The sequence below is a fragment of the Spongiactinospora rosea genome (genome assembly GCF_003315795.1).
Lineage (GTDB): Bacteria > Actinomycetota > Actinomycetes > Streptosporangiales > Streptosporangiaceae > Spongiactinospora > Spongiactinospora rosea.
Genome location: NZ_QMEY01000010.1, coordinates 186,474 through 204,524 on the forward strand (window position 1 = coordinate 186,474; position 18,051 = coordinate 204,524).

Sequence of the window (18,051 nt, forward strand, 5' to 3'; positions counted from 1 at the left end):
CCATGTCACGACACCTTGTCTCCTCCCCGAGCCCGCCCGCCCCTCGGACGCGCCTGCCCAGGGCACCGATGCTGTGGGCCGCCTTCGGGGCCGCCTGCGTCATCTTCCAGGCGTGGGTGCTGGTCCGCTGGGCCGCCGACGGCAACCTGCGCTTGTATTCCTCCAGCGGGGACATGCCGGCCTGGCTGGCCATCGCCACCCGCGCGGAGATGGTGGTCGCGGTGGCCGGATGCGCCGCCCTGATCGCCTGGGGCGTGCGCCGCTCCCTCAAGGCCGGGCACGTCACCCTGCCCGCCGCCCTGGTCGCGGGATACATCCTCGCCATCTGGACCGACCCGTACGCGGGTGCGATACACCATGCCGTCAGCCAGAACCTGCACGGCGTCGCCTACCCCACATGGGGGCCCTACCTTCCCGGCTGGCACGGCCCGCTGCCACAGGCCCAGACCCTGCTGGAGAACGTGGCCTATGTCTGGGTCGTGTTGTGGATCTTGCTCGGCCTGGGCGTCGCCCGCCTGCTGCGCGCCCGCCGCCCACACTGGAGCCGGGCCCGCCTCGCGGCCGTCACGGCGGGCGCGATGTTCGTGATCGACATTCCTCTGGAGCACGCCTACATGCGTTTCGGCGGCTACGGATACCCACGCGCGCTGCCCGGACTCACCCTGTTCGAGGGGCAGTGGTACCAACTGCCGCTCAGCTCGCCGTTCGTCATGACGTTCCTGGCGGTCATGCCGGTCGTTCTGATGACGATCTACGCCCCCCCAGGGCGGGAGGCATGGCTGCTGGAAGGGTCCCTGGGCCTGCCCCGCCGTGTCCAGCCGTGGGTCCGCCTGCTGGCCGGAGCCGGGTTCGCGAACGCGTGCATGCTCGCCCTTCAGATCTTCATGCTGGCGGCCTCGCTGATCAGCCATCCGATCGAGCTGCCGCCGTGGTACGGGCCGCCGGCATGAGCGCGCGCGACCGTCACCCCACGTCGGGCGGGCACGCCGTCGTGATCGGCGCCGGCATCGCCGGCCTGGTCGCGGCCCAGGCCCTGGCCGAGTCGTTCGGCCAGGTCACCATCATCGAACGCGACCGGCTGCCGGACACGGCGCGGCCCCGGCCGGGGGTCCCCCAGGGGCACCACGCGCACGCGCTCGCCGCGCGTGGGCTGCTCGTACTGGAGGAACTGTGCCCGGGGCTCGGCCGGCGGCTGGACGCCGCCGGTGCGCCGCCGGTGGACTTCTGCCGCGAGGCCCGTCACCACTGGCCCGCCGGGGTGCCGGAGCCGGTCTCCTCGGACGTCGTGATCCGGCCGGTCAGCCGTCCCCTGCTGGAGATCCTGCTGCGCGAGCACGTCGGCGCGCGGCCCGAAGTACGGATCATGGACGGCCACCAGGCCGGCGACCTCGTGGGCGACGCCGGAGCCGTCACCGGCGTCGAGGTCACCCCCCGTGGCGCCGGCGGTCGGGCGATGACGATGGCCGCCGATCTGGTCGCCGACGCCAGCGGGCGCTCCTCCCACCTGCCGGGCCGGCTCGCGGCCATCGGCCTGCCCCCTCCCGCCGAACAGCGCGTGGACGCCCGCGTCGGCTACGCCAGCCGCGCCTACCACATCGACCCCGCCGCGCCGCCGCCCTGGCGGGCCCTGTTCGAGACGCCCGACGCCCCCGGCCGCACCCGCGGCTGCTTCGCGCTGCGCATCGAGCGGGACCGGCTGCTGATCACCCTGCAAGGAGCGGCGGGCGACCACCCCGGTGCCGAGGAGGACGACTTCATGGCGTTCATGAAGTCGCTGCGCGCCGGCCTCGCCGACGTGGTCGCCGGGCTCGAACCGGCCACTCCCATCCACCGGTACAGGCGTTCGGCCGGTCATCGCCGCCTCTACCATCGCCTCCCGTCCTGGCCGGACGGCCTCATCGTGCTCGGCGACGCCACCTGCACCCTCAACCCCCTGTACGCCCAGGGCATGACCGTGGCCGCGCTGCAGGCCAGGGCCCTGGGCACGATGCTGAGGGAAAGGCCTCTCGCCTCACCCGGATCGGCCGCCGCGTTCCAGCGCCGCGCCATGCGGATCAGCGCCCGGCCGTGGTGGATGTCGGCCCTGGCCGACCGCGCCTGGACGGACTCCTCGCCGCTGGTCCGCGCCGCCGACGCCTACCTCGGCGCCTGCCAGAGGCTGGCTGTCGCCGACACCGCCATGTTCCGGGACCTGGCCGAGGTGAGCAACATGCTCACCGGCCCGGCCGTACTCACTCGCCCACGTCACCTGGCCCGGCTGCTACGGCCACGCGACCGTTAGGGGTTGAGCTGGAGTCGGGTCCAGCTCGTAGGCTCCTGGCGGTAGTGCGTGTTCGGGCAAGGGGTTGGTTCATGTGAAGTACCGTACGATCGGCAGTGATCCGAGTACGCGGCGTGAAGTGAGCGTGCTGAGCCTGGGGGCGATGTCGTTCGGGACCGTGACGGATGAGGCCACGTCGTTCGCCGTTCTTGATCGGTTCGTTGCGGCCGGCGGGACGTTCATCGACACCGCCAACAACTACGCCTACTGGGTCAATGGCACTCAGGGGGGTGAGAGCGAAGCCCTGATCGGGCGGTGGCGGCGGAGTCGTGGGGTGAGCGATGAGGTGGTGATCGCCACGAAGCTCGGGGGGCGGCCGAATGTGCCGGCGAACGCGCCCTCCAATGACCTTGAGGGGCTGTCCGCCAAGGTGATCAAGGAGTCCTCGGAGCGGAGCCGGGAGCGGCTTGGGGTGGACAAGCTGGACCTTCTCTATGCGCACATCTACCTGGAGGATTCCGGGGTGCCGCTGGAGGAGACGGTGGAGGCGTTCGGGGGGCTGGTACGCGAAGGGGCCGTGGGGTTGCTCGGGGCGAGCAACCATTGGGTTTGGCGGCTGGAGCGGGCGCGGAACCTGGCGGCGGCGGCCGGGCTGGCCGGGTATGAAGTGCTTCAGTACCACCACAGCTACCTGCGGCGGCGGACCGATCGGCCGACGTTCCGCTCGCCGGATGGGGACATCGGCGTGGTGGACGGCAACCTGCTCAGCTACCTGCGGGCCGAGCCCGCGCTGGCGCTGGTCGCGTACTCGCCCCTGCTGGGCGGTGCGTACGTACGTGAGGACAAGCCGCTCGGTGACGCGCTCGACCACCCGGGTACGCCCAAGCGGCTCACGGCGCTGCGGGAGGTGGCGAAGGAGACGGGGGCGACCGTCAACCAGGTGGTGCTCGCCTGGCTGATCGGCGGCGACATTCCGATGATCCCGCTGGTGGGGGCCTCGTCGGTGGCGCAACTGGAGGAGAGCCTGGCCGCCGTGGACCTGGAGTTGACGGGGGAGCAGCGAGCGAGGCTGGACGCCGCGTACTGACGGGCGCGCTCAGCGCAACAGGCCGGACACGGCGGTGATGACGGCCATGGCCACCAGCGCGATGCCGATGAGGACGGCCTTGGCGGTGACGGTGGTCCGCCGGTACTGCCGTTGCCACCGTTGTGCCCGGTCCATCGCGCGCTGGGCTCGGAGTCGCCGGATCTTCTCGCGGTCCATGAACCGATTGTTCCTCTCAACCCGGGCGGGTGCCGGGCAGGATCTCCACGCGTATGTCGTCCTCTTCCTTGAAGACGAACGCCCGGCCGTGGCCCTGCTCCCACTGGGCCGCGGTGATCTCGGGGATCAGATAGTAGGTCTCACCTCGGATGAGCAGCAGATGTAAGCCCAGATATCGGTATTTGTAGGTGCCCTTGCCCAGCGTCTCGCGCTGCACCATGGGGGCGTTGAGGGCGAGCGTGTCGGCGGTGTAGAGGGCCACCTGGGGCTTGTAGGGGAGCTGGTCCATGAGGATGCGGGCCGAGCGCGCGCCGCGTTCCTGGGCGTACAGCGAGGTCATCCACAGCAGGCAGAAGATGGAGATGGTGATCGCCACGGCGTAGCCGATCCGGCCCAGCGGGGTGCGCCGGGACGGCCAGGTCAGCAGCAGTGAACCGAGGATGATCAGGATCAGCAGGAGGTTGGTGCCGACGGCCCGGCCGCGCAGCGCGCCCAGGGCCAGGAGCAGGGCGATGAGGGTGATGACCGCGCCGACGCCGGTGACGTTGCCCAGGGGGCGTACGGCGGGGTGCGCGCGGAGGGCGGCGGCGAGCGTGTGCAGCCGGGCGGGCAGGAGAGGGGACAGCTTCGCGCGGTGTGTGAACGCGGCGAGGATCAGCGGGGCCGCCGCCATCCAGGGCACGAATTCGGGGGTGAAGAGGTTGAGCCCGAACAGCGCGTACTCGTCGGGACGGAAGTTCAGGCTCGTCGGCCGCAGCAGGAAGGGGCGCAGGTAGCCGTCCAGGTAGGCCCAGCCCATGTAGATGAGAACGGCCGCGCCCGTGGCGAGCAGCAGGGTGATCATCCCCGCGACGTCGAGCGGGCGCGGGTTCTCGGCGGCGGGCGGGCCGCTGGTCATTGCGGCGTGGTCGCTTCCGGCTCGGGCTCACCGTCGTCAGGGGGCGGTTCGGACGTGATCTCGGGGTTGGGCTGCTCCTCGGTCGGCTCCTCGCTGGGGATGGGGGCGGTGATCACGGGGGCCGGGCTGGGGGACGACCGTACCGATGGGCATGGGGCCGTGACCGCGTCTCCGCCGCCCGTCAGGCAGGAGCTCTGCGTCCGTGGCCGTTCGCGCTTGGGCGAGGTGCCGCTTTCCTCGGCGTTTTCGTCCGTGCTCTCGGGCTCGGTCGCGCTGACCGATGCGCTGACGGGTGCGCTGACCGATTCGGTGACCGTCACGGTGGCCGGCGGTTCGGTGGTACCGCAGCCGCCCGCCACTGTGAGCATCCCTAAGACCGTCATCCCCGCGAACATCACAGTACGTGATCTTCCCATTACGCCCCCCATTGCCTGCCTGGTCATCTCCTTCCGGCAGGCGGGCGTTACAGGGAGTCATAGGGATCAGGCAGGGCGGGATTCGATCGGAAGGGCCTGGCGGCGCTGGTGGACGGTGAGGTAGCGAAGGCCGTCGGGACCGGCGGTGAACTGGCGGTGGGAGCGGCGCGGGAGCCAGAGCAGGGCGCCGGGTTCGAGGTCGAGGACGCCGAGTTCGGTGGTCAGGGTCCCAGAGCCCGCCAGGACGTGGATGAGCACGTCGAGGGCCGGGCCGAAGTGGGCCTCGATGGCGCCGCCCGGGGGCAGCGCGATGATGTTGGAGTCCAGGTCGCGTTCGTGGACCTGGAGTTTCCAGACCGCGCCGGTCGCGTCCGGGTCGCCCGCCGGCAGCCGGGTGTCGGTGAGGATCCGGGGCAGCGGCGTGGTGGCGAGCTTGGTGATCTGGATCCGCCAGTCGCGCGGCTCGCGGCTGAGGTAGTCCCACTGGAAGCCGCCGGGGTGGTCGGCCTCGAACTCGTCCCGCAGGTGCTTCGGGTCGTGGTCGTTGACCAGCACGAACGAACCGCCGACGGGCAGGGCGCGGTAGGTCGCGAAGATCGTGGGGTGCTTGTCCGGCTTGCGCAGCGGCCGTACGTCGAGTTCGGCTACCTGATGCGGGGCCATGGAGGTATCTCCTGGTCGAGAGTTTTTACAACGGTAGTTTGTGTAAACTCTAGGGCATGACGTACGTGATCGCCGAGCCGTGTGTCGACGAGCTGGACCGCGCGTGTGTGGCGGAATGTCCGGTCGACTGCATCTACGAGGGCGCCCGGACCCTGTACATTCAGCCCGACGAGTGCGTCGATTGTGGCGCGTGCGAGCCGGTGTGCCCGGTCGAGGCGATCTACTACGAAGACGACCTGCCCACGGCGCTGCGGCCGTACGCGCCCGACAACGCCGCCTTCTTCACCCTCACCCTGCCGGGGCGGGAGGCGCCGCTCGGGTCGCCCGGGGGCGCGGGCAAGCTCGGTCCGGTGGGGGTGGACACGCCACTGGTGGCGGGGCTGCCACCGCAGGGAGGTTGATCGGGTGCCTCGGTCGAGCAGCGGAGCGGACCAAGGGCGGCGCGGTGAGGTGTTGCGCATGCTCAAGGCGGCACCGGCGCCGTTGCCGATCACGGAGATCGCCGATCGGCTCGGGGTGCATACCAACACGGTCCGGTTCCATCTGGACAGACTGCTGGAAAGCGGCCAGGTCGAGCGGGCCCTCCCGGCCCACCGCACCGCCGGACGGCCGCCGCAGTTGTTCCGGGCGGTCCGCGGCATGGACCCGGCGGGGCCGCGGCACTACCGGGTGCTCGCCGAGGTACTGGCCGACACGCTCGGCGCCGAGCCCGAGCCGCAGGCCCGCGCGGTCGAGGCGGGGCGGGCCTGGGGGCGCAGGTACGGCGGAGCGCCCGACCCCGCCGGGCGTACGCACGTACAACGGCTGGTCGCGCTGCTCGACGACCTCGGTTTCGCGCCCGAGCAGGCCGGCCGCCCGCCGCGCATCGAGCTGCGGAGCTGCCCCTTCCTCGAACTCGCCGCCGACCGTCCGCAGATCGTCTGCCCCGTCCACCTCGGGCTGATGCAGGGCGCGATGGACGCCTGGGGCGCGGCGGAGACCGTCGATCGGCTGGACCCGTTCGTGACGGCCGACGTGTGCGTGGCGCACCTGACCGGAGGAGAAGCCTGATGGAGTCGCGGTCTTTGACGGACCTGGCGGCCGAGCTGCTGGCCACGGCCCGGGGGTCCGGCGCGGGACGCGCCGCGCGGACGGTCCACACCGGTCAGGGGCTGCGCCAGACGCTGTTCGCGCTGGCCGCTGGGCGCGGCCTGGGCGAGCACGACAGTCCGGGCGAGGCGACCTTGCAGGTCCTGGCCGGGCGGGTACGGCTCCGCGCGGGCGCGGAGTCCTGGGAAGGGGGGCCGGGCGATCTCGTCGCCATCCCGCCCCTGCGGCACGCCCTCGACGCGATCGAGGACTCGGCCGCCCTGCTCACGGTGGCCGAGCGGCCGGTCACGGCACCGGCTGTCGCATGATCCAGAACGGCACCGGCTCGGTCACCTCGCGCACGATCTCCCATCCGGCCCGGCGGTACATCTCGACGTTGCCCGGGGTGGCGGTCTCCAGTATCGCGGGCAGGCCGTCCGCGGCGGCCCGGCGCAGCCCGGCTTGCATCACCGCGTGGCCCCAGCGGCGGCCGGCGCGGTCCGGGTGGGTGCCGAGGACGCCCAGGTACCAGAACGGCGTGTCCGGCAGCACGGCGCGTACCGCGTCGTCGTAGGCGTTGACGCGGGCGAGCACGTCGGCGGGGTAGTCGGAGGCGGGGCCCGCGCCGGGGGAGCCGGTCTCGACGGCGGGTTCGTCCCACATTGCGACAGATTCGCCGTGGCCGATCGTCCAGATCGTCTGCCTGTGCACCCGTTTGTCGAAGAGGTCGCCGAAGAAGGTGGCGGCGTACCGGAGGTAGGTGGTCCGGTCAGGGAACAGGTAGCGCAGGACGGGATCCTCGGCGAACGCGGCGACCAGCGAGTCCACGGCCCGGCCCCGATCTGCCGGGGTGGCGACGGTGATGTCGAAATCTGTCACACCGGCCGACGATATCCCACGCTTTTTCGCGCCTGGACCAGGCGTTACTCCGGCGCTCGCGCGAACTCCGAACACCGGAACGACCCGGACCGCTCGCGCTTGCCGCGCCGGACGGTGACCGTGACCGCGTCGGCGGCGATGTTCGAGCGCGCGGCCAGCGCCCCCGCCGCGGTGCAGGTGAGCTGCCCCAGCCACAGCGGCTGGGTGCGGTCGCCGGGCGGCGGGCCCTCCGAGGGCGCCGGAAGGGGAGCGGGGGGCAGCTCCCGGAGGGAGATGTGGACCTGCGCCGCGTCCGAGGTGACCTTCTGGACCACGTCGTCTTCGGGGTCGAGCCCGGTACGCAGCCCGCGCCGCCGTTCGGCGGCGGTGGGACCGGCCATCAGCAGATCCAGCGTCTCCTGGAGGGACGGCAACGGCAGGGGACGGCTCACCGCCACCAGCCGGGCCCCCGACACGAAGTACAGCCGGGTGGTGGGCTGGAAGCCGACGGCGGGTTCGCCGCCGTCCAGTACGCCGGTCGGGCTGATCCCGCACCCGGTCGCCACGAGGAGCATGAACACCGCCACCAGGCGGCCCGCCTTCATCGCGGTCCCGCGACGGGCAGGGTGAGGGTGAACAGCGCGCCGCCGCCGGGCGGGTTGGCGACGTCGATCGAACCGCCGTGCAGGCGGGCGTTCTCCAGGGCGATGGCCAGGCCGAGCCCGCTGCCGTCCGAACGCACCCGGGCCGCGTCGGCCTTGGAGAACCGGTCGAAGACGTGCGGGAGCAGGCCCGGGTCCACGCCCACGCCCGCGTCGCGGACCTCGATGACGGCCCGCTGGTCGTCGCCGCCCAGTCGTACGGTCACCGGGGGAGCGCCGTGCCGCAGCGCGTTGCCGACCAGGTTCGCCACGATCACGTCGAACCTGCGGGGGTCCATCCGGATCCGCACGCCCGCGGGCAGGTCCAGCTCGGCGCGGCCGTACCAGCCGCGGGTGCGCAGGCAGGCGCGGATCGCGTCGGCCACATCGACGTCGTTCAGCACGAGCCGCGCCGCCCCCGCGTCGAACCGGGAGATCTCCATCAGGTCCTCCACCAGCCGGACCAGCCTGCCCACCTCCAGGTTCAGCAGCCTGGCGGCGCCGGCCAGGTCGCCTTCGAGGCGCCCGGCCTCCTCCTCGAACATCTCCGCCATGGCCAGGATGGACGCGAGCGGCGTGCGCAGTTCGTGGGACACGTCGGCGACGAACCGGCGCGCCCTGACCTCCATCTCGCGGAGTTCGGACACGTTGGCCTCCAGTGCGGCGGCGGTGGCGTTGAAGGTCGTCACCAGCCGGGCCAGCTCGTCGCCGCCGCTGACCTTCAGCCGGGTGTCCAGTTCGCCCGCGCCGAGCCTGCGCGCGGCGCGGTCCAGGTCGCGTACCGGGCGCAGTACGCCTCCCGCCGCCAGCAGCGCGAGCAGTACGGCCAGCGCCAGCACCGGCAGCACGCCGTTCAAGGCGGCGGCGAGCAGCGCGTCCTGGTCGGCCGCCTCGGTGTCGAGCGGGGTCACCAGGTAGACCTGCACGTCGGAAGGGGTGCGGCGGCTGCCCAGCAGGACGGGGGTGCCCACGACGAGGTAGGGGGTGCCGCCGGAGATGACGCGCTGGTACTGCAGGCGCTGCCGGGTCGCGATGCCCTGGCGCAGCGCGGACGTGATCGGGCCGGTACGGTCGCCGGAGGCGATCAGCCCCGAGTCGCGGTAGACGGCGGCGCCGGTGGCGGACAGGAACGCAGGGGCCACGCCGTTGGCGAGGCGTTGCAGGGCGGCGCGGTCGGGCGGGTGCCGCATGTTCTCCGTGAGGGTCGCCACGCGCAGCCGGAACTCGTTGACCAGCGATGACTCGGTACGCGCCAGCATCAGGTCGCGCGCCTGGCGGTAGACCAGACCGGCGGCGGTGAGCGCGGCCAGCCCGGCGAGCAGGACGAACACCACGACCAGCCGGGCCCGCAGCCCGCGCACCCTTGCCAGCCTCATAGGGGCCCGAAGCGGTAGCCGAATCCGCGGGCCGTCTGGATGTACCGGGGCTTGGCCGGCACGTCCTCGATCTTCGTGCGCAGCCGTTGCACGCAGGCGTCCACCAGCCGGGAGTCACCGAGGAAGTCCAGGTCCCAGACCGACTCCAGGAGCTGCTGGCGGCTGAACACCTGGCCGGGCGCGGCCGACAGCTCCAGCAGCAGCCGCAGTTCCAGCGGCGGCAGGGTGAGCTGGGCCCCGGCCTTGGCGACGGTGAGCGAGGCGCGGTCGATCGCCAGGTCACCGTGGACCTCCCGGCCCCCGCCGGGCGGGGCGGCCGGGCCGCCGCGGCGCAGTACCGCGCGGATGCGCGCCTCCAGCACGCGCGGGCGTACCGGCTTGACGACATAGTCGTCCGCGCCCGCCTCCAGGCCGCTGACCACGTCGAGGTCGTCGCCGCGGGCCGTGAGCATGACGATGGGGGTGGGGCCGCCCGCGCGGATGCGGCGGCAGACCTCGAAGCCGTCCAGGCCGGGGAGCATCAGGTCGAGCACCACGATGTCGGTGGGCGCGGCCTGGAGGCGGTGCAGCCCTTCCTCACCGGTACCGACGGCGTCCACCTGGTGGCCGTGGCGGCTGAGCGAAAGCCGCAAACCTTCCCTTACGGACGGATCATCCTCGATCAGCATCACTCTGGCCACCGTCCCAGTATCCAGCTTGATCAGGACGTTACTTGTGAAGCCCGGCATTCATTACAGGCTCATGACATTTCGCTCATGGCTGGCTCACATCGTGCTGTCAGGATCAGGCACGCTCACCGACTCCCAGAAATCTCAGGAGGACATATGCGATTCGCCGGTAAGGCACGGAACGTCCTGGCCGTGGCCGGGCTCGCCACGGCCCTGCTGACCGTCGGCGGTCCGGCTCTGGCGTCGGCGGCGACGCCCAGCCCCGCCCCGCCCAGCGAGCAGGCACCCAGCGACGACAAGCCCCGCGAGACGGAACCCCGCCCGCTGCCCGAAGGGGCTCCGGAGACCGGTGGCGGTCCGGGCGCGAACCTGCTCGCCCCGGCCGGTGGGGTCCTTCTCGTCGCGGGAGCCGGGACGGGCCTGCTGGTACTGCGCCGCCGTAAGCACACCGCGGCCTGACATGCCGGGTGCGAAGGGCGGCGGCGTCCGGGCCCTCGGCCTGGTGGCCGCCGCCCTCACCGTGACCGGCGCGGCGCTGCTGGGCGGCGGCGCGCTGCTGTCCGATCCGACCCCACCGCTGCCGTCCCCGGACAGCGCCCGCGCGCAGCCCTCCTCCGCGGCGGCCCGGCTGGTGCTTCCGCGCTCCGAACCGCGCCGCCTGGACGTACCGCGGATCGGCGTGCACGTGCCGCTCTCCCGGCTCGGCCTCAACGCCGACGGCACCGTCCAGGTCCCGCCGGTGGACCGGCCCGAGCAGGCCGGCTGGTACGCCCGCGGCTACACGCCCGGCGAACGCGGCGCCGCCGTGATCCTCGGCCACGTGGACGGCGGAGGCCGCAAGGGCGTCTTCTACGAACTCGGCCGGCTGCGTCCCGGCGACAAGATCTCGGTGACCCGCGCGGACGGCTCGGTCGCCGCCTTCGCGGTGCGGTCGGTGGAACGGGTCGCCAAGCGCCGGTTCCCGGCCCAGCGGGTGTACGGGCGGCTGAACCACGCCGGCCTGCGCCTCGTGACCTGCGGCGGCGGCTTCGACCGGCGCAGCGGCCACTACACCGACAACATCATCGTCTACGCCCGCCTGATCGAGCCCCCCGCGTAGCCGCGCGGCGACCGAAATTCCCTGCGGCGCGACCGATGAGTCCGTCTCCTCCCGCGAGTCCCACTCAATGAGAACGGCACGTCGGCCCTTCGCCGCCGTCCGCCGTCTCGGATCTCACGTACGCATCGCCGGAGCCCCGGAGGCTCCGGAACCAGGGAGGGCACCATGATCACCACCGCCACGCTGGACGTCCCGGGCGCGCACCTGTACTACGAAGTACGAGGCCAGGGCCCGCTCATCGCCCTCGTCGGCGCCCCGATGGACGCCGGCCCCTTCGCCCCGCTGGCCGACCTGCTCGCCACCGACCACACCGTACTCACCACCGACCCGCGCGGCATCAACCGCAGCCGCCTCGACGACCCCGCACAGGACTCCACCCCCGCCCTGCGCGCCGCCGACCTGTCCCGGCTGCTCACCCACCTGGACGCCGGACCGGCCACCGTCCTCGGCTCCAGCGGCGGCGCCGTCACCGCCCTCGCCCTCGCCCAGACCCGCCCCGACCAGGTCCACACCGTCATCGCCCACGAACCGCCCCTGGTCAACCTGCTACCGGACGCCGCCCGCATCCACGCGGAGACCGACGACTACATCGCCACCTACCTGGCGGGCGACGTCATCGGCGCATGGACGAAGTTCATGCGGGTGGCGGGCATCGAGCTCCCCGAAGGGGCCCTGGAGATGATGTTCGGCGGCGAACGCGACCCACAGCAGGTCGAAGACGAACACCGCTGGTTCGCCCACGAAATGACCCACACCGACCGCTGGCAGCCCGACCTGAACGCCCTGCGTTCCCTGGGGAACCGCCTGATCATCGGCATCGGCGAAGAATCCACCGGCCAACTCTGCGACCGCACCTCCCACGCCCTCGCCGACGCCCTCGCCCTCAAGCCCACCCACTTCCCCGGCGACCACACCGGCTTCGCCGACCACCCCGACCAGTTCGCCACCCGGTTGCGGGGGGAGCTGTCACGGTAGGGGTGGGGTTTCGCGGAGTTCCTTGGTGGCGGTGCGGAAACCGGTGGTGACGTGGTGGAACAGGTCGATCATGAGGGTGATCTGGTCGGGGGTGTAGTGGAGGCCGAGTGACTCCAGGTGCCGGCGGGAAATCTCGCAGGCGGCGTCGTAGGCGTTCAGGCCGCCTTTGACCAGTTCGACGGTGATCGTGCGGCGGTCGCGTTCGCCGCGTACGCGGCGAACGTAGCCCGCCTTCTCCAGTCTGTCGATCAGGCGGGTGGTGGAGGCGGAGGGCAGGCCGAGCTCCTGGGCGAGCGCGCCGACGGAGAGGGGGCCGCGCATGTCGAGCAGGACGGCCGCCGCGACGTCGGCCGGCTGCAGGCCGAGCCGGTCGGCGACCGCCTCGTTGTGCAGCAACAACGCGATCTGGAACTCGCGGAAGACGTCTTCGCCTGGGTACTTACGGGCCACTTTCCGAACCTACTCCACCCCGGAGTATCTTCGAAGTGGAGATACTCCGAGTTGGAGAAGATATGGATGTTCTCGTCATGGGCGCCGGAGTGGGCGGCCTGGCCGTCGCGCGGACTCTGCTGGCGGCCGGACACCAGGTACGGGTGTACGAGCGGGCCCTCGCGCCGCGCACCGGCGGGGCGGCGGTGACGATCTTCAGCAACGGCACCGCCGTACTGAGCGACCTCGGCGTCAGCCTGGACGGCATCGGCGGGCGCATCGACCGGCTGGACGCGATGACCTCCGGCGGACGGCTGCGCGCGAGCATGAACATCGCGGACGCGGCCGACAGGTACGGGTTCGAGACCAGAGCGACCCCGCGCCGCCTGCTCCTCGAACGCCTGGTCGAGGGCCTGCCTGGTGACCTCGTGCGTTACGGCATGAACTGCCGGAGCGTACGCCAGGACGGGGACCGGGTCACGGCGGCCTTCGAGGACGGATCGACGGTCGGCGGGGATCTGCTGATCGGGGCGGACGGGCACCATTCGGTCGTACGCCGGCATTTGTGGGGCGAAGGGGCGGTCCGGGCGGCGACGTACGGGACGTGGCAGGGGCTCAGCCCGATCGACATCGACATCACCCACTCGCACCGCAGTCTCATGATCACGGGTAGGGAGGGCGCGTGCGGGCTGATGCCCGCCGGGGGCGGCATGCTGCAGTGGTGGTTCGACGTACGCTGGTCGCCCACCGACCCGCGCCCGGAAAGGCCACTGGCCGAACTCCGCCGCCGCTTCGGACACTGGGCCTCCCCGGTCCCGGAGGTACTGGCCGCGGCCACGGAAGACGAACTCGAATTCTTCGGGCACCACTGGACAAAGGTCCGTCCGGTGTGGGGGAAGGGACGCATCACACTCGTCGGGGACGCGGCGCACATCATGCCGCCGACCATGGCGCAGGGGGCCAATCAGACGTTGGAGGATGCCTGGGTGCTGGGGCGCGAACTGACGGGGAAGGGGGGAGATCCGGCGCTGCGGCTGCGGGCGTACGAGAGGGCGCGGTACCCGCGCATGTCATTCGTCTCGCGAATGGCCAAGCACAATCCGGCCAACTGGCGCATCCCCCCGCTGATCGGCCGCCTGTTCCCGGAGAACACCCAGAGTTCCATCCTCCTCCGCTACAGCAACCGCCTCACTGCGGCCAACCCCCACTGAACCTTTTTCAACCGGTCGCTTGGACCAGGTCAGGGGTGCCTCCGTCGGGCTCGGACCGGGCCTGGCACCCTGGCAGGACGCCTGGTCATGCGGATACGGCATCTCGCCTACCGCCTCTGACCAGCGAACCTGAGGTTGAAAAAGGTTCACTGAACGCCTCTTCGCCGGGGCCGCCTTTGCCTTCGCTCCGCTCGCACTCTTTCCTCAAGGCCCGCCGCTGAACCCGTCACCCAAAGCGATTAATTAACGGATATTTGAATTTAGACGATTATCCTATGATTCCGGTGACCGGGCGATCCCGGGCCATAGAGTGGGCATTGTCGCGGACGCGACAGTTCACGGGGAAACGGGGGAGATTTCGGTGAGGAATACCACCAGGACCAAGACCGGAAATCGGGTGGCCGCGGCCAGTGCGCTCGCGGTCGGCGCGCTGGCGGTGTCTTTGTTCGGGCCGGCGTCGGCTCAGGCGGCCACGGCCCAGCAAGCCCAGCAAAGTGGTTCCAAGATCGTGGCAGGTCCCTGCACGATGTTAAGGATCGGCGGTAGCGGCGCGACCGTCCGTCTGTGGTGGTGCGACGGAACGCAGGGAACGGGAAGGGGCTATCACGGTCAGGCGTACCTCGCCAGGGGCGGGGCGGTCTGGATGGTCAGCGCCACCGGTTCGCCGACGGCTTTCACGAGTAGCAATACAAGCGGCTGGTACGACTCGGGGACCGTCGGCGACTATGGCGCTCCGTGGAAGGCGTGCAAGCACAACGGTGGCACCACGAGCCCGACCGAATGCACCGGCTACGCCAGCCACTGATGCGTTCGTGAAATGCTCGCCCATGCGCTGAACTCATCGGCCGAAGGCCGTCGGCGGAGCGGCTGATGGGGGTGGGCGCCTATCGCCGTTCGAACCGGCGGTAGGTGCCCGGCCCCGTGCCCTGGCCCCGGCCCGGTAGTCGCCGTTCCCGGGCGGTGAGATCGGCGCGACCGTCAGGGCTTTGGTCTGGCCAGGAGGGGGAGGACCAGGGCGCCGAGGCCCGTGAAGGCCGCTGCGGCGAGGAAGGCGGCGGTGAAGCCGGTCGAGGAGGGGCTGGTGGTGCCGGAGAGGACGGTGCCGGCCAGGATGGCAGCGCCGATCTGGCTGCCGGTCGCGCCGCCGACGGTTCTGGCGACGGTGTTGACGCCGTTGGCGCTGCCGCTCTGCTCGGGGGTGCTCCCCGCGTTGACCAGCGTCGGGAGGGCCGCCATCGCGAAGCCGTACCCCGCTCCGCAGACCAGGTAGCAGGCCATCACCTGCCACAGGCTGTCGTGGAAGGTGGCGAGCAGCACGCCGCCGCAGGCGGCCAGGATTAGACCGATCCAAAGAGGCGCCCGATGACCGGCGCGGCGTTCGATGCGCGGTACGGCCCAGCTCGCCGGGACGATGAGGAAGGTGCCCGGGAGCAGCATCAGCGCGGCGCCGGTGACCGTGGTGCCGAAGCCGATGTCGCCGGGCAGTTGCGCGATCTTGGGGAGTAGCGCGTAGAACACGAACTGGTTCGCGCCCAGTGCGAACGCGCCCAGGTGCGCGATGAGCAGCGGCCGGTGGACCAGCAGGCCGATGTCGATCACCGGGTGCGGGGCCCGCCGTTCGATCAGGACGAACACCGCCAGCAGTACCAGACCACCCGCGAACAACCCGAGCACCGCGGGCGAGAGCCACCCCCAGGCGGGCCCCTCGGTGATGCCGAGCAGCAGTGCGACGAGGCCGCCCGCGAGGGTCACCGTGCCCGGCAGGTCGAGCCGTCCCGACGGGCTGCCCGGCAGCGGTGGCACGAACGCGACGGTGGCGATCAGTGCGGCGAGTACGAGCAGCGCGCCGATCACGAACAGCCAGCGCCAGGACCCCTGGTCCACGATGACGCCGCCGACGAGCAGGCCCGCGCCCGCCGTACCGCCGACCAGTCCGGCGGTCAGCGCGAGGCCGAACGGCACCCGGGCGGGCGGGAGGGTGCGGCGTACGATCGCGAACGAGAGCGGGAGCAGGGCCAGGCTGACGCCCTGGACGGCCCGGCAGGCGATCAGTACGCCGACGTTGGGCGCGACGACGGCGGCGAGGTTGCCGGCCAGGTAGAGGCCGAGGCAGGCGAGCAGCACCCGCCGCGTGCAGTAGCGGTCGGCGAGCCGCCCGGCGAGCGGGGTGCAGACGGCGCTGGCCAGCAGCGTCGCCGACAGTACCGCCCAGGACGCCGCCGCCTGGGTGGTGCCGAGGTCGTGTTGCAGCACGCTCATCGCCGGGACGACCATGGTCTGCGGCAGGCCGTAGGAGAGTACGACCAGTACGAGCGCGGTCAGTACGCCCCCCGGTCTGCTGCTGGGGAGGGGCGGAGCGGACGCGGGCGCGGCGGCGGTGGTCACGCGGACTCGCCCGCGCACGCCACGCGATGGTCGAAGCCGTCGCCGCCGCCGAAGCGAGCCCTTGTTCCGTTCCCGATGATGAACGCGTCGGAGTGGGTCATCGCATACCTCGGATCTCCGGCAGGGATGGCCGTACGGGTGGTGCCGGATTCTGGACGCGACGGCGCTGCGGTGAAAGTCTCAGGGGCTCGGGGGGCTGTGCGAACGACGTTCGCGCAACAGTGCAGTTAAGTTAACCTAACGCGAACGACGTTCGCAACAGGGGGTGCGGTGACACAAGATGTGACATACCACCGCCGGCCGCTGAACCGGCAGCTCATCGTCGCCGCCGCGCGCAGGGTGGCCGACTCCGATGGGCTCGCCGAGCTGACCCTGCGCCGGGTGGCCGGCGAACTCGGCACCGGCCAGGCGTCGCTCTACCGGCACATCGCCGACCGGGCCGAACTTCTCGGCCTGCTCGCCGAGGACCTGGCGACCAGCTTTCCGATGCCGGGCCGGCCCGATGAGCCCGGCGAGCCCGGTGAGCCTGGCGAGTCCGCCGAGGCCGGGAGGAACGGCTGGGCGGGGGACGCGGTGGTGGGGCAGTGGGAGGCGATGTACGCCTATCTGGCCGCGCACCCCTGGGGTGCGCGGGTCATCGCCGAGGGGAGCCGGGTCGCGGACGGTGCGCACAGTGTGGCCGGGCACAACCTGGCGCTGCTGCGGGCGGCCGGGCTCGACGACGACGACGCGGTACGTGCCTACCGCGCCCTGTGGCACCTGCTCCTCGGACACCTCCTGGACCAGACCGCACACCCCGCCACACCGGGTTCGCCGGGCGACTTCTCCTGGGCCCTACGCCGCCTGGTGGCCGGAATCGTCCGGGCGACGGACGCGCCCGCCGAGGTAGATTCCTGATCATGAACCCTGCGATCGGGAAGATGGCGGCGCTGGCCTGCGGGGCGGGCCTGCTCCTCGGCGGAGGCGCCCTGGCGGTGGGGATGATGAGCGGGAACGGCCTGGTCCAGGCGGTCGCGGCGAAGTACGTGTCGCCAGGGTGTCCGCAGGAGCGGGAGCGGATGGGCGAGGCCCTCGGCCGCCTCGGCGTTCTCGACGTACGCCCGCCCGGGGCGCGACCGTCCAAGCGGTACGCCGGATGCGAGCCGGACGACGACCTCGCGTACGCCGACCAGTCCTACACCCTGCGCGACACCCACGAGGCGGTGCCCGCCCTGTACCGTTCGGCGGCGGTCAGAGATGGCTGGAAGGTCGTCCCCGGCGTCCGGCCCGAGGACGACGACGTCGACCTGTTGTGCCTCACGAAGGTGGTCAACGGCCAGAAGGCGTTCATCGGCGTGCGCACGAACAAGACCGGAGGCGGCGACTACCACCTCGCGGTCAGGTCAGCCGCCACCGGCGGCGTGCTCTGCTGGTAGCGCAGCGCGCAGGGTCAGTCCCGGCCGCCCAGGTTGATCGAGCCGAACACGTCTCCCGCCTGTACGACCGGCCCGGTGATCCGCGCCTCCCCGCCGATCACGTTGACCACGTCGTGTTTCTGCTGGACGACCTTGGACGTCTCCGACATCCACTCCGCCAGCGCCCGCGCGAATTCGGGATCGGCCCCGGCGCGGTTCACCAAATCCTCCGCCATTTCCGTGGAATTCGCCCCGGGTTCCAGCTCGGCCGCCGTTTCCCTGCCGAATCGCCGCCGTACGAGGGAGGTCAGGGAGGTCCATGCGCTTTTGCCCGCCTCACCAGCGGCACCGCCGACGGCGGCGGAGATGACGGCGGCCAGCGCGGGGATGATGCTCGGGTCCATCGCGTCTCCCAACACGTCGGAAAATGGGCTCGCTCCAATTGT

24 protein-coding genes are annotated in these 18,051 nt (G+C 71.6%); 13 read left to right on the forward strand and 11 right to left on the reverse strand.

What is annotated here, in order from left to right; translation table 11 throughout:
- Positions 1-2: 2 nt before the first annotated feature.
- The 3 genes from DP939_RS23410 to DP939_RS23420 all read left to right on the forward strand — a co-directional run bounded on the left by DP939_RS23410 (position 3) and on the right by DP939_RS23420 (position 3,347).
- On the forward strand, positions 3-950 hold the full coding sequence (locus tag DP939_RS23410) for a spirocyclase AveC family protein (protein WP_113982907.1): 948 nt from the start codon (positions 3-5) through the stop codon (positions 948-950).
- Complete coding sequence (locus DP939_RS23415; protein ID WP_147268102.1) at positions 947-2,281, forward strand: FAD-dependent oxidoreductase; 1,335 nt, start codon at positions 947-949, stop codon at positions 2,279-2,281. The genes DP939_RS23410 and DP939_RS23415 overlap by 4 nt, the downstream gene beginning before the upstream one ends.
- Positions 2,282-2,354: 73 nt before the next feature.
- Positions 2,355-3,347, forward strand: a complete 993-nt coding sequence (locus DP939_RS23420; protein ID WP_113982909.1) for an aldo/keto reductase — start codon at positions 2,355-2,357, stop codon at positions 3,345-3,347.
- 9 nt (positions 3,348-3,356) lie between these two features.
- Here the strand turns inward: DP939_RS23420 and DP939_RS46280 are convergent, their stop codons facing one another.
- From DP939_RS46280 to DP939_RS23435, 4 genes are all read right to left on the reverse strand, one after another.
- On the reverse strand, positions 3,357-3,524 hold the full coding sequence (locus DP939_RS46280) for a hypothetical protein (protein ID WP_158578669.1): 168 nt from the start codon (positions 3,522-3,524) through the stop codon (positions 3,357-3,359).
- A 16-nt stretch (positions 3,525-3,540) separates the two neighbouring features.
- Complete coding sequence (locus tag DP939_RS23425) at positions 3,541-4,422, reverse strand: hypothetical protein (protein WP_113982910.1); 882 nt, start codon at positions 4,420-4,422, stop codon at positions 3,541-3,543.
- Entirely contained in the window at positions 4,419-4,790 is a 372-nt protein-coding gene (locus tag DP939_RS23430) for a hypothetical protein (RefSeq protein ID WP_113982911.1), read from the reverse strand. The genes DP939_RS23425 and DP939_RS23430 overlap by 4 nt, the downstream gene beginning before the upstream one ends.
- Before the next feature lie 114 nt (positions 4,791-4,904).
- Positions 4,905-5,501, reverse strand: a complete 597-nt coding sequence (locus tag DP939_RS23435; RefSeq protein ID WP_113982912.1) for a DUF2249 domain-containing protein — start codon at positions 5,499-5,501, stop codon at positions 4,905-4,907.
- A gap of 56 nt (positions 5,502-5,557) precedes the next feature.
- Here DP939_RS23435 and fdxA point away from each other — a divergent pair, with 56 nt between their 5' ends.
- Genes fdxA through DP939_RS23450 form a run of 3 tightly spaced genes read left to right on the forward strand, consistent with a single transcriptional unit; the run spans position 5,558 to position 6,898 of the window.
- The gene (gene fdxA, locus DP939_RS23440; protein WP_113982913.1) at positions 5,558-5,902 is read left to right on the forward strand and encodes a ferredoxin; all 345 of its coding nucleotides are present in this window, start codon (positions 5,558-5,560) and stop codon (positions 5,900-5,902) included.
- A gap of 4 nt (positions 5,903-5,906) precedes the next feature.
- Positions 5,907-6,551, forward strand: coding sequence for a helix-turn-helix transcriptional regulator (locus tag DP939_RS23445; RefSeq protein WP_225878441.1), 645 nt, complete (start codon positions 5,907-5,909; stop codon positions 6,549-6,551).
- The gene (locus DP939_RS23450; protein WP_113982915.1) at positions 6,551-6,898 is read left to right on the forward strand and encodes a cupin domain-containing protein; all 348 of its coding nucleotides are present in this window, start codon (positions 6,551-6,553) and stop codon (positions 6,896-6,898) included. Before DP939_RS23445 ends, DP939_RS23450 begins: the two co-directional genes overlap by 1 nt.
- Here DP939_RS23450 and DP939_RS23455 read toward each other — a convergent pair.
- The 4 genes from DP939_RS23455 to DP939_RS23470 are packed head-to-tail and all read right to left on the reverse strand — an operon-like array spanning position 6,876 to position 10,124.
- Positions 6,876-7,448, reverse strand: a complete 573-nt coding sequence (locus tag DP939_RS23455) for a GNAT family N-acetyltransferase (RefSeq protein WP_113982916.1) — start codon at positions 7,446-7,448, stop codon at positions 6,876-6,878. The two genes, DP939_RS23450 and DP939_RS23455, sit on opposite strands and share 23 nt — an antisense overlap.
- A gap of 44 nt (positions 7,449-7,492) precedes the next feature.
- Positions 7,493-8,032, reverse strand: coding sequence for a hypothetical protein (locus DP939_RS23460; protein ID WP_147268103.1), 540 nt, complete (start codon positions 8,030-8,032; stop codon positions 7,493-7,495).
- Positions 8,029-9,429, reverse strand: a complete 1,401-nt coding sequence (locus tag DP939_RS23465) for a sensor histidine kinase (RefSeq protein WP_225878442.1) — start codon at positions 9,427-9,429, stop codon at positions 8,029-8,031. The genes DP939_RS23460 and DP939_RS23465 overlap by 4 nt, the downstream gene beginning before the upstream one ends.
- Positions 9,430-9,440: 11 nt before the next feature.
- Entirely contained in the window at positions 9,441-10,124 is a 684-nt protein-coding gene (locus tag DP939_RS23470) for a response regulator transcription factor (protein ID WP_158578672.1), read from the reverse strand.
- A 144-nt stretch (positions 10,125-10,268) separates the two neighbouring features.
- On the opposite strand from DP939_RS23470, the gene DP939_RS23475 reads away from it, so the two are divergent.
- The 3 genes from DP939_RS23475 (at position 10,269) to DP939_RS48800 (ending at position 12,186) form a co-directional block, all read left to right on the forward strand.
- A complete protein-coding gene (locus DP939_RS23475; RefSeq protein WP_113982920.1) occupies positions 10,269-10,571 on the forward strand; it encodes a hypothetical protein in 303 nt (100 codons plus the stop codon).
- 1 nt (position 10,572) lies between these two features.
- Positions 10,573-11,211, forward strand: coding sequence for a class F sortase (locus DP939_RS23480; protein ID WP_113982921.1), 639 nt, complete (start codon positions 10,573-10,575; stop codon positions 11,209-11,211).
- A gap of 165 nt (positions 11,212-11,376) precedes the next feature.
- Positions 11,377-12,186 carry an alpha/beta hydrolase gene (locus DP939_RS48800; protein WP_113982922.1) on the forward strand — a complete coding sequence of 270 codons (810 nt, stop codon included), beginning with the start codon at positions 11,377-11,379 and terminating at the stop codon, positions 12,184-12,186.
- Here the strand turns inward: DP939_RS48800 and DP939_RS23490 are convergent.
- The gene (locus tag DP939_RS23490; protein WP_113982923.1) at positions 12,178-12,636 is read right to left on the reverse strand and encodes a MarR family winged helix-turn-helix transcriptional regulator; all 459 of its coding nucleotides are present in this window, start codon (positions 12,634-12,636) and stop codon (positions 12,178-12,180) included. The two genes, DP939_RS48800 and DP939_RS23490, sit on opposite strands and share 9 nt — an antisense overlap.
- Before the next feature lie 62 nt (positions 12,637-12,698).
- On the opposite strand from DP939_RS23490, the gene DP939_RS23495 reads away from it, so the two are divergent.
- Both DP939_RS23495 and DP939_RS23500 read left to right on the forward strand, forming a co-directional pair.
- The gene (locus DP939_RS23495; protein ID WP_113982924.1) at positions 12,699-13,826 is read left to right on the forward strand and encodes an FAD-dependent oxidoreductase; all 1,128 of its coding nucleotides are present in this window, start codon (positions 12,699-12,701) and stop codon (positions 13,824-13,826) included.
- Between the two features lie 361 nt (positions 13,827-14,187).
- Entirely contained in the window at positions 14,188-14,631 is a 444-nt protein-coding gene (locus DP939_RS23500) for a hypothetical protein (RefSeq protein WP_147268104.1), read from the forward strand.
- Positions 14,632-14,804: 173 nt separating this feature from the next.
- Here the strand turns inward: DP939_RS23500 and DP939_RS23505 are convergent, their stop codons facing one another.
- Positions 14,805-16,229: an MFS transporter gene (locus DP939_RS23505; protein ID WP_199565365.1), complete on the reverse strand. Its 1,425-nt coding sequence runs from the start codon at positions 16,227-16,229 to the stop codon at positions 14,805-14,807.
- 252 nt (positions 16,230-16,481) lie between these two features.
- On the opposite strand from DP939_RS23505, the gene DP939_RS23510 reads away from it, so the two are divergent.
- Positions 16,482-17,108, forward strand: coding sequence for a TetR/AcrR family transcriptional regulator (locus tag DP939_RS23510; protein WP_113982926.1), 627 nt, complete (start codon positions 16,482-16,484; stop codon positions 17,106-17,108).
- A gap of 2 nt (positions 17,109-17,110) precedes the next feature.
- Entirely contained in the window at positions 17,111-17,626 is a 516-nt protein-coding gene (locus DP939_RS23515) for a hypothetical protein (RefSeq protein ID WP_113982927.1), read from the forward strand.
- Positions 17,627-17,640: 14 nt separating this feature from the next.
- On the opposite strand, the gene DP939_RS23520 is transcribed toward DP939_RS23515, so the two are convergent.
- Positions 17,641-18,009 carry a hypothetical protein gene (locus DP939_RS23520; RefSeq protein WP_113982928.1) on the reverse strand — a complete coding sequence of 123 codons (369 nt, stop codon included), beginning with the start codon at positions 18,007-18,009 and terminating at the stop codon, positions 17,641-17,643.
- Positions 18,010-18,051 lie beyond the last annotated feature (42 nt).

Excerpts from the sequence above, each read along its gene's own strand:
- DP939_RS23425 (WP_113982910.1), bottom strand. The coding sequence starts at position 4,422 with ATGACCAGCGGCCCGCCCGCCGCCGAGAACCCGCGCCCGCTCGACGTC.
- DP939_RS23415 (WP_147268102.1), top strand. The coding sequence starts at position 947 with ATGAGCGCGCGCGACCGTCACCCCACGTCGGGCGGGCACGCCGTCGTG.
- DP939_RS23430 (WP_113982911.1), bottom strand. The coding sequence starts at position 4,790 with ATGCTCACAGTGGCGGGCGGCTGCGGTACCACCGAACCGCCGGCCACC.
- DP939_RS46280 (WP_158578669.1), bottom strand. The coding sequence starts at position 3,524 with ATGGACCGCGAGAAGATCCGGCGACTCCGAGCCCAGCGCGCGATGGAC.
- DP939_RS23495 (WP_113982924.1), top strand. The coding sequence starts at position 12,699 with ATGGATGTTCTCGTCATGGGCGCCGGAGTGGGCGGCCTGGCCGTCGCG.
- DP939_RS48800 (WP_113982922.1), top strand. The coding sequence starts at position 11,377 with ATGATCACCACCGCCACGCTGGACGTCCCGGGCGCGCACCTGTACTAC.
- DP939_RS23460 (WP_147268103.1), bottom strand. The coding sequence starts at position 8,032 with ATGAAGGCGGGCCGCCTGGTGGCGGTGTTCATGCTCCTCGTGGCGACC.
- DP939_RS23450 (WP_113982915.1), top strand. The coding sequence starts at position 6,551 with ATGGAGTCGCGGTCTTTGACGGACCTGGCGGCCGAGCTGCTGGCCACG.
- DP939_RS23410 (WP_113982907.1), top strand. The coding sequence starts at position 3 with ATGTCACGACACCTTGTCTCCTCCCCGAGCCCGCCCGCCCCTCGGACG.
- DP939_RS23480 (WP_113982921.1), top strand. The coding sequence starts at position 10,573 with ATGCCGGGTGCGAAGGGCGGCGGCGTCCGGGCCCTCGGCCTGGTGGCC.
- DP939_RS23435 (WP_113982912.1), bottom strand. The coding sequence starts at position 5,501 with ATGGCCCCGCATCAGGTAGCCGAACTCGACGTACGGCCGCTGCGCAAG.
- fdxA (WP_113982913.1), top strand. The coding sequence starts at position 5,558 with ATGACGTACGTGATCGCCGAGCCGTGTGTCGACGAGCTGGACCGCGCG.
- DP939_RS23475 (WP_113982920.1), top strand. The coding sequence starts at position 10,269 with ATGCGATTCGCCGGTAAGGCACGGAACGTCCTGGCCGTGGCCGGGCTC.
- DP939_RS23520 (WP_113982928.1), bottom strand. The coding sequence starts at position 18,009 with ATGGACCCGAGCATCATCCCCGCGCTGGCCGCCGTCATCTCCGCCGCC.
- DP939_RS23515 (WP_113982927.1), top strand. The coding sequence starts at position 17,111 with ATGAACCCTGCGATCGGGAAGATGGCGGCGCTGGCCTGCGGGGCGGGC.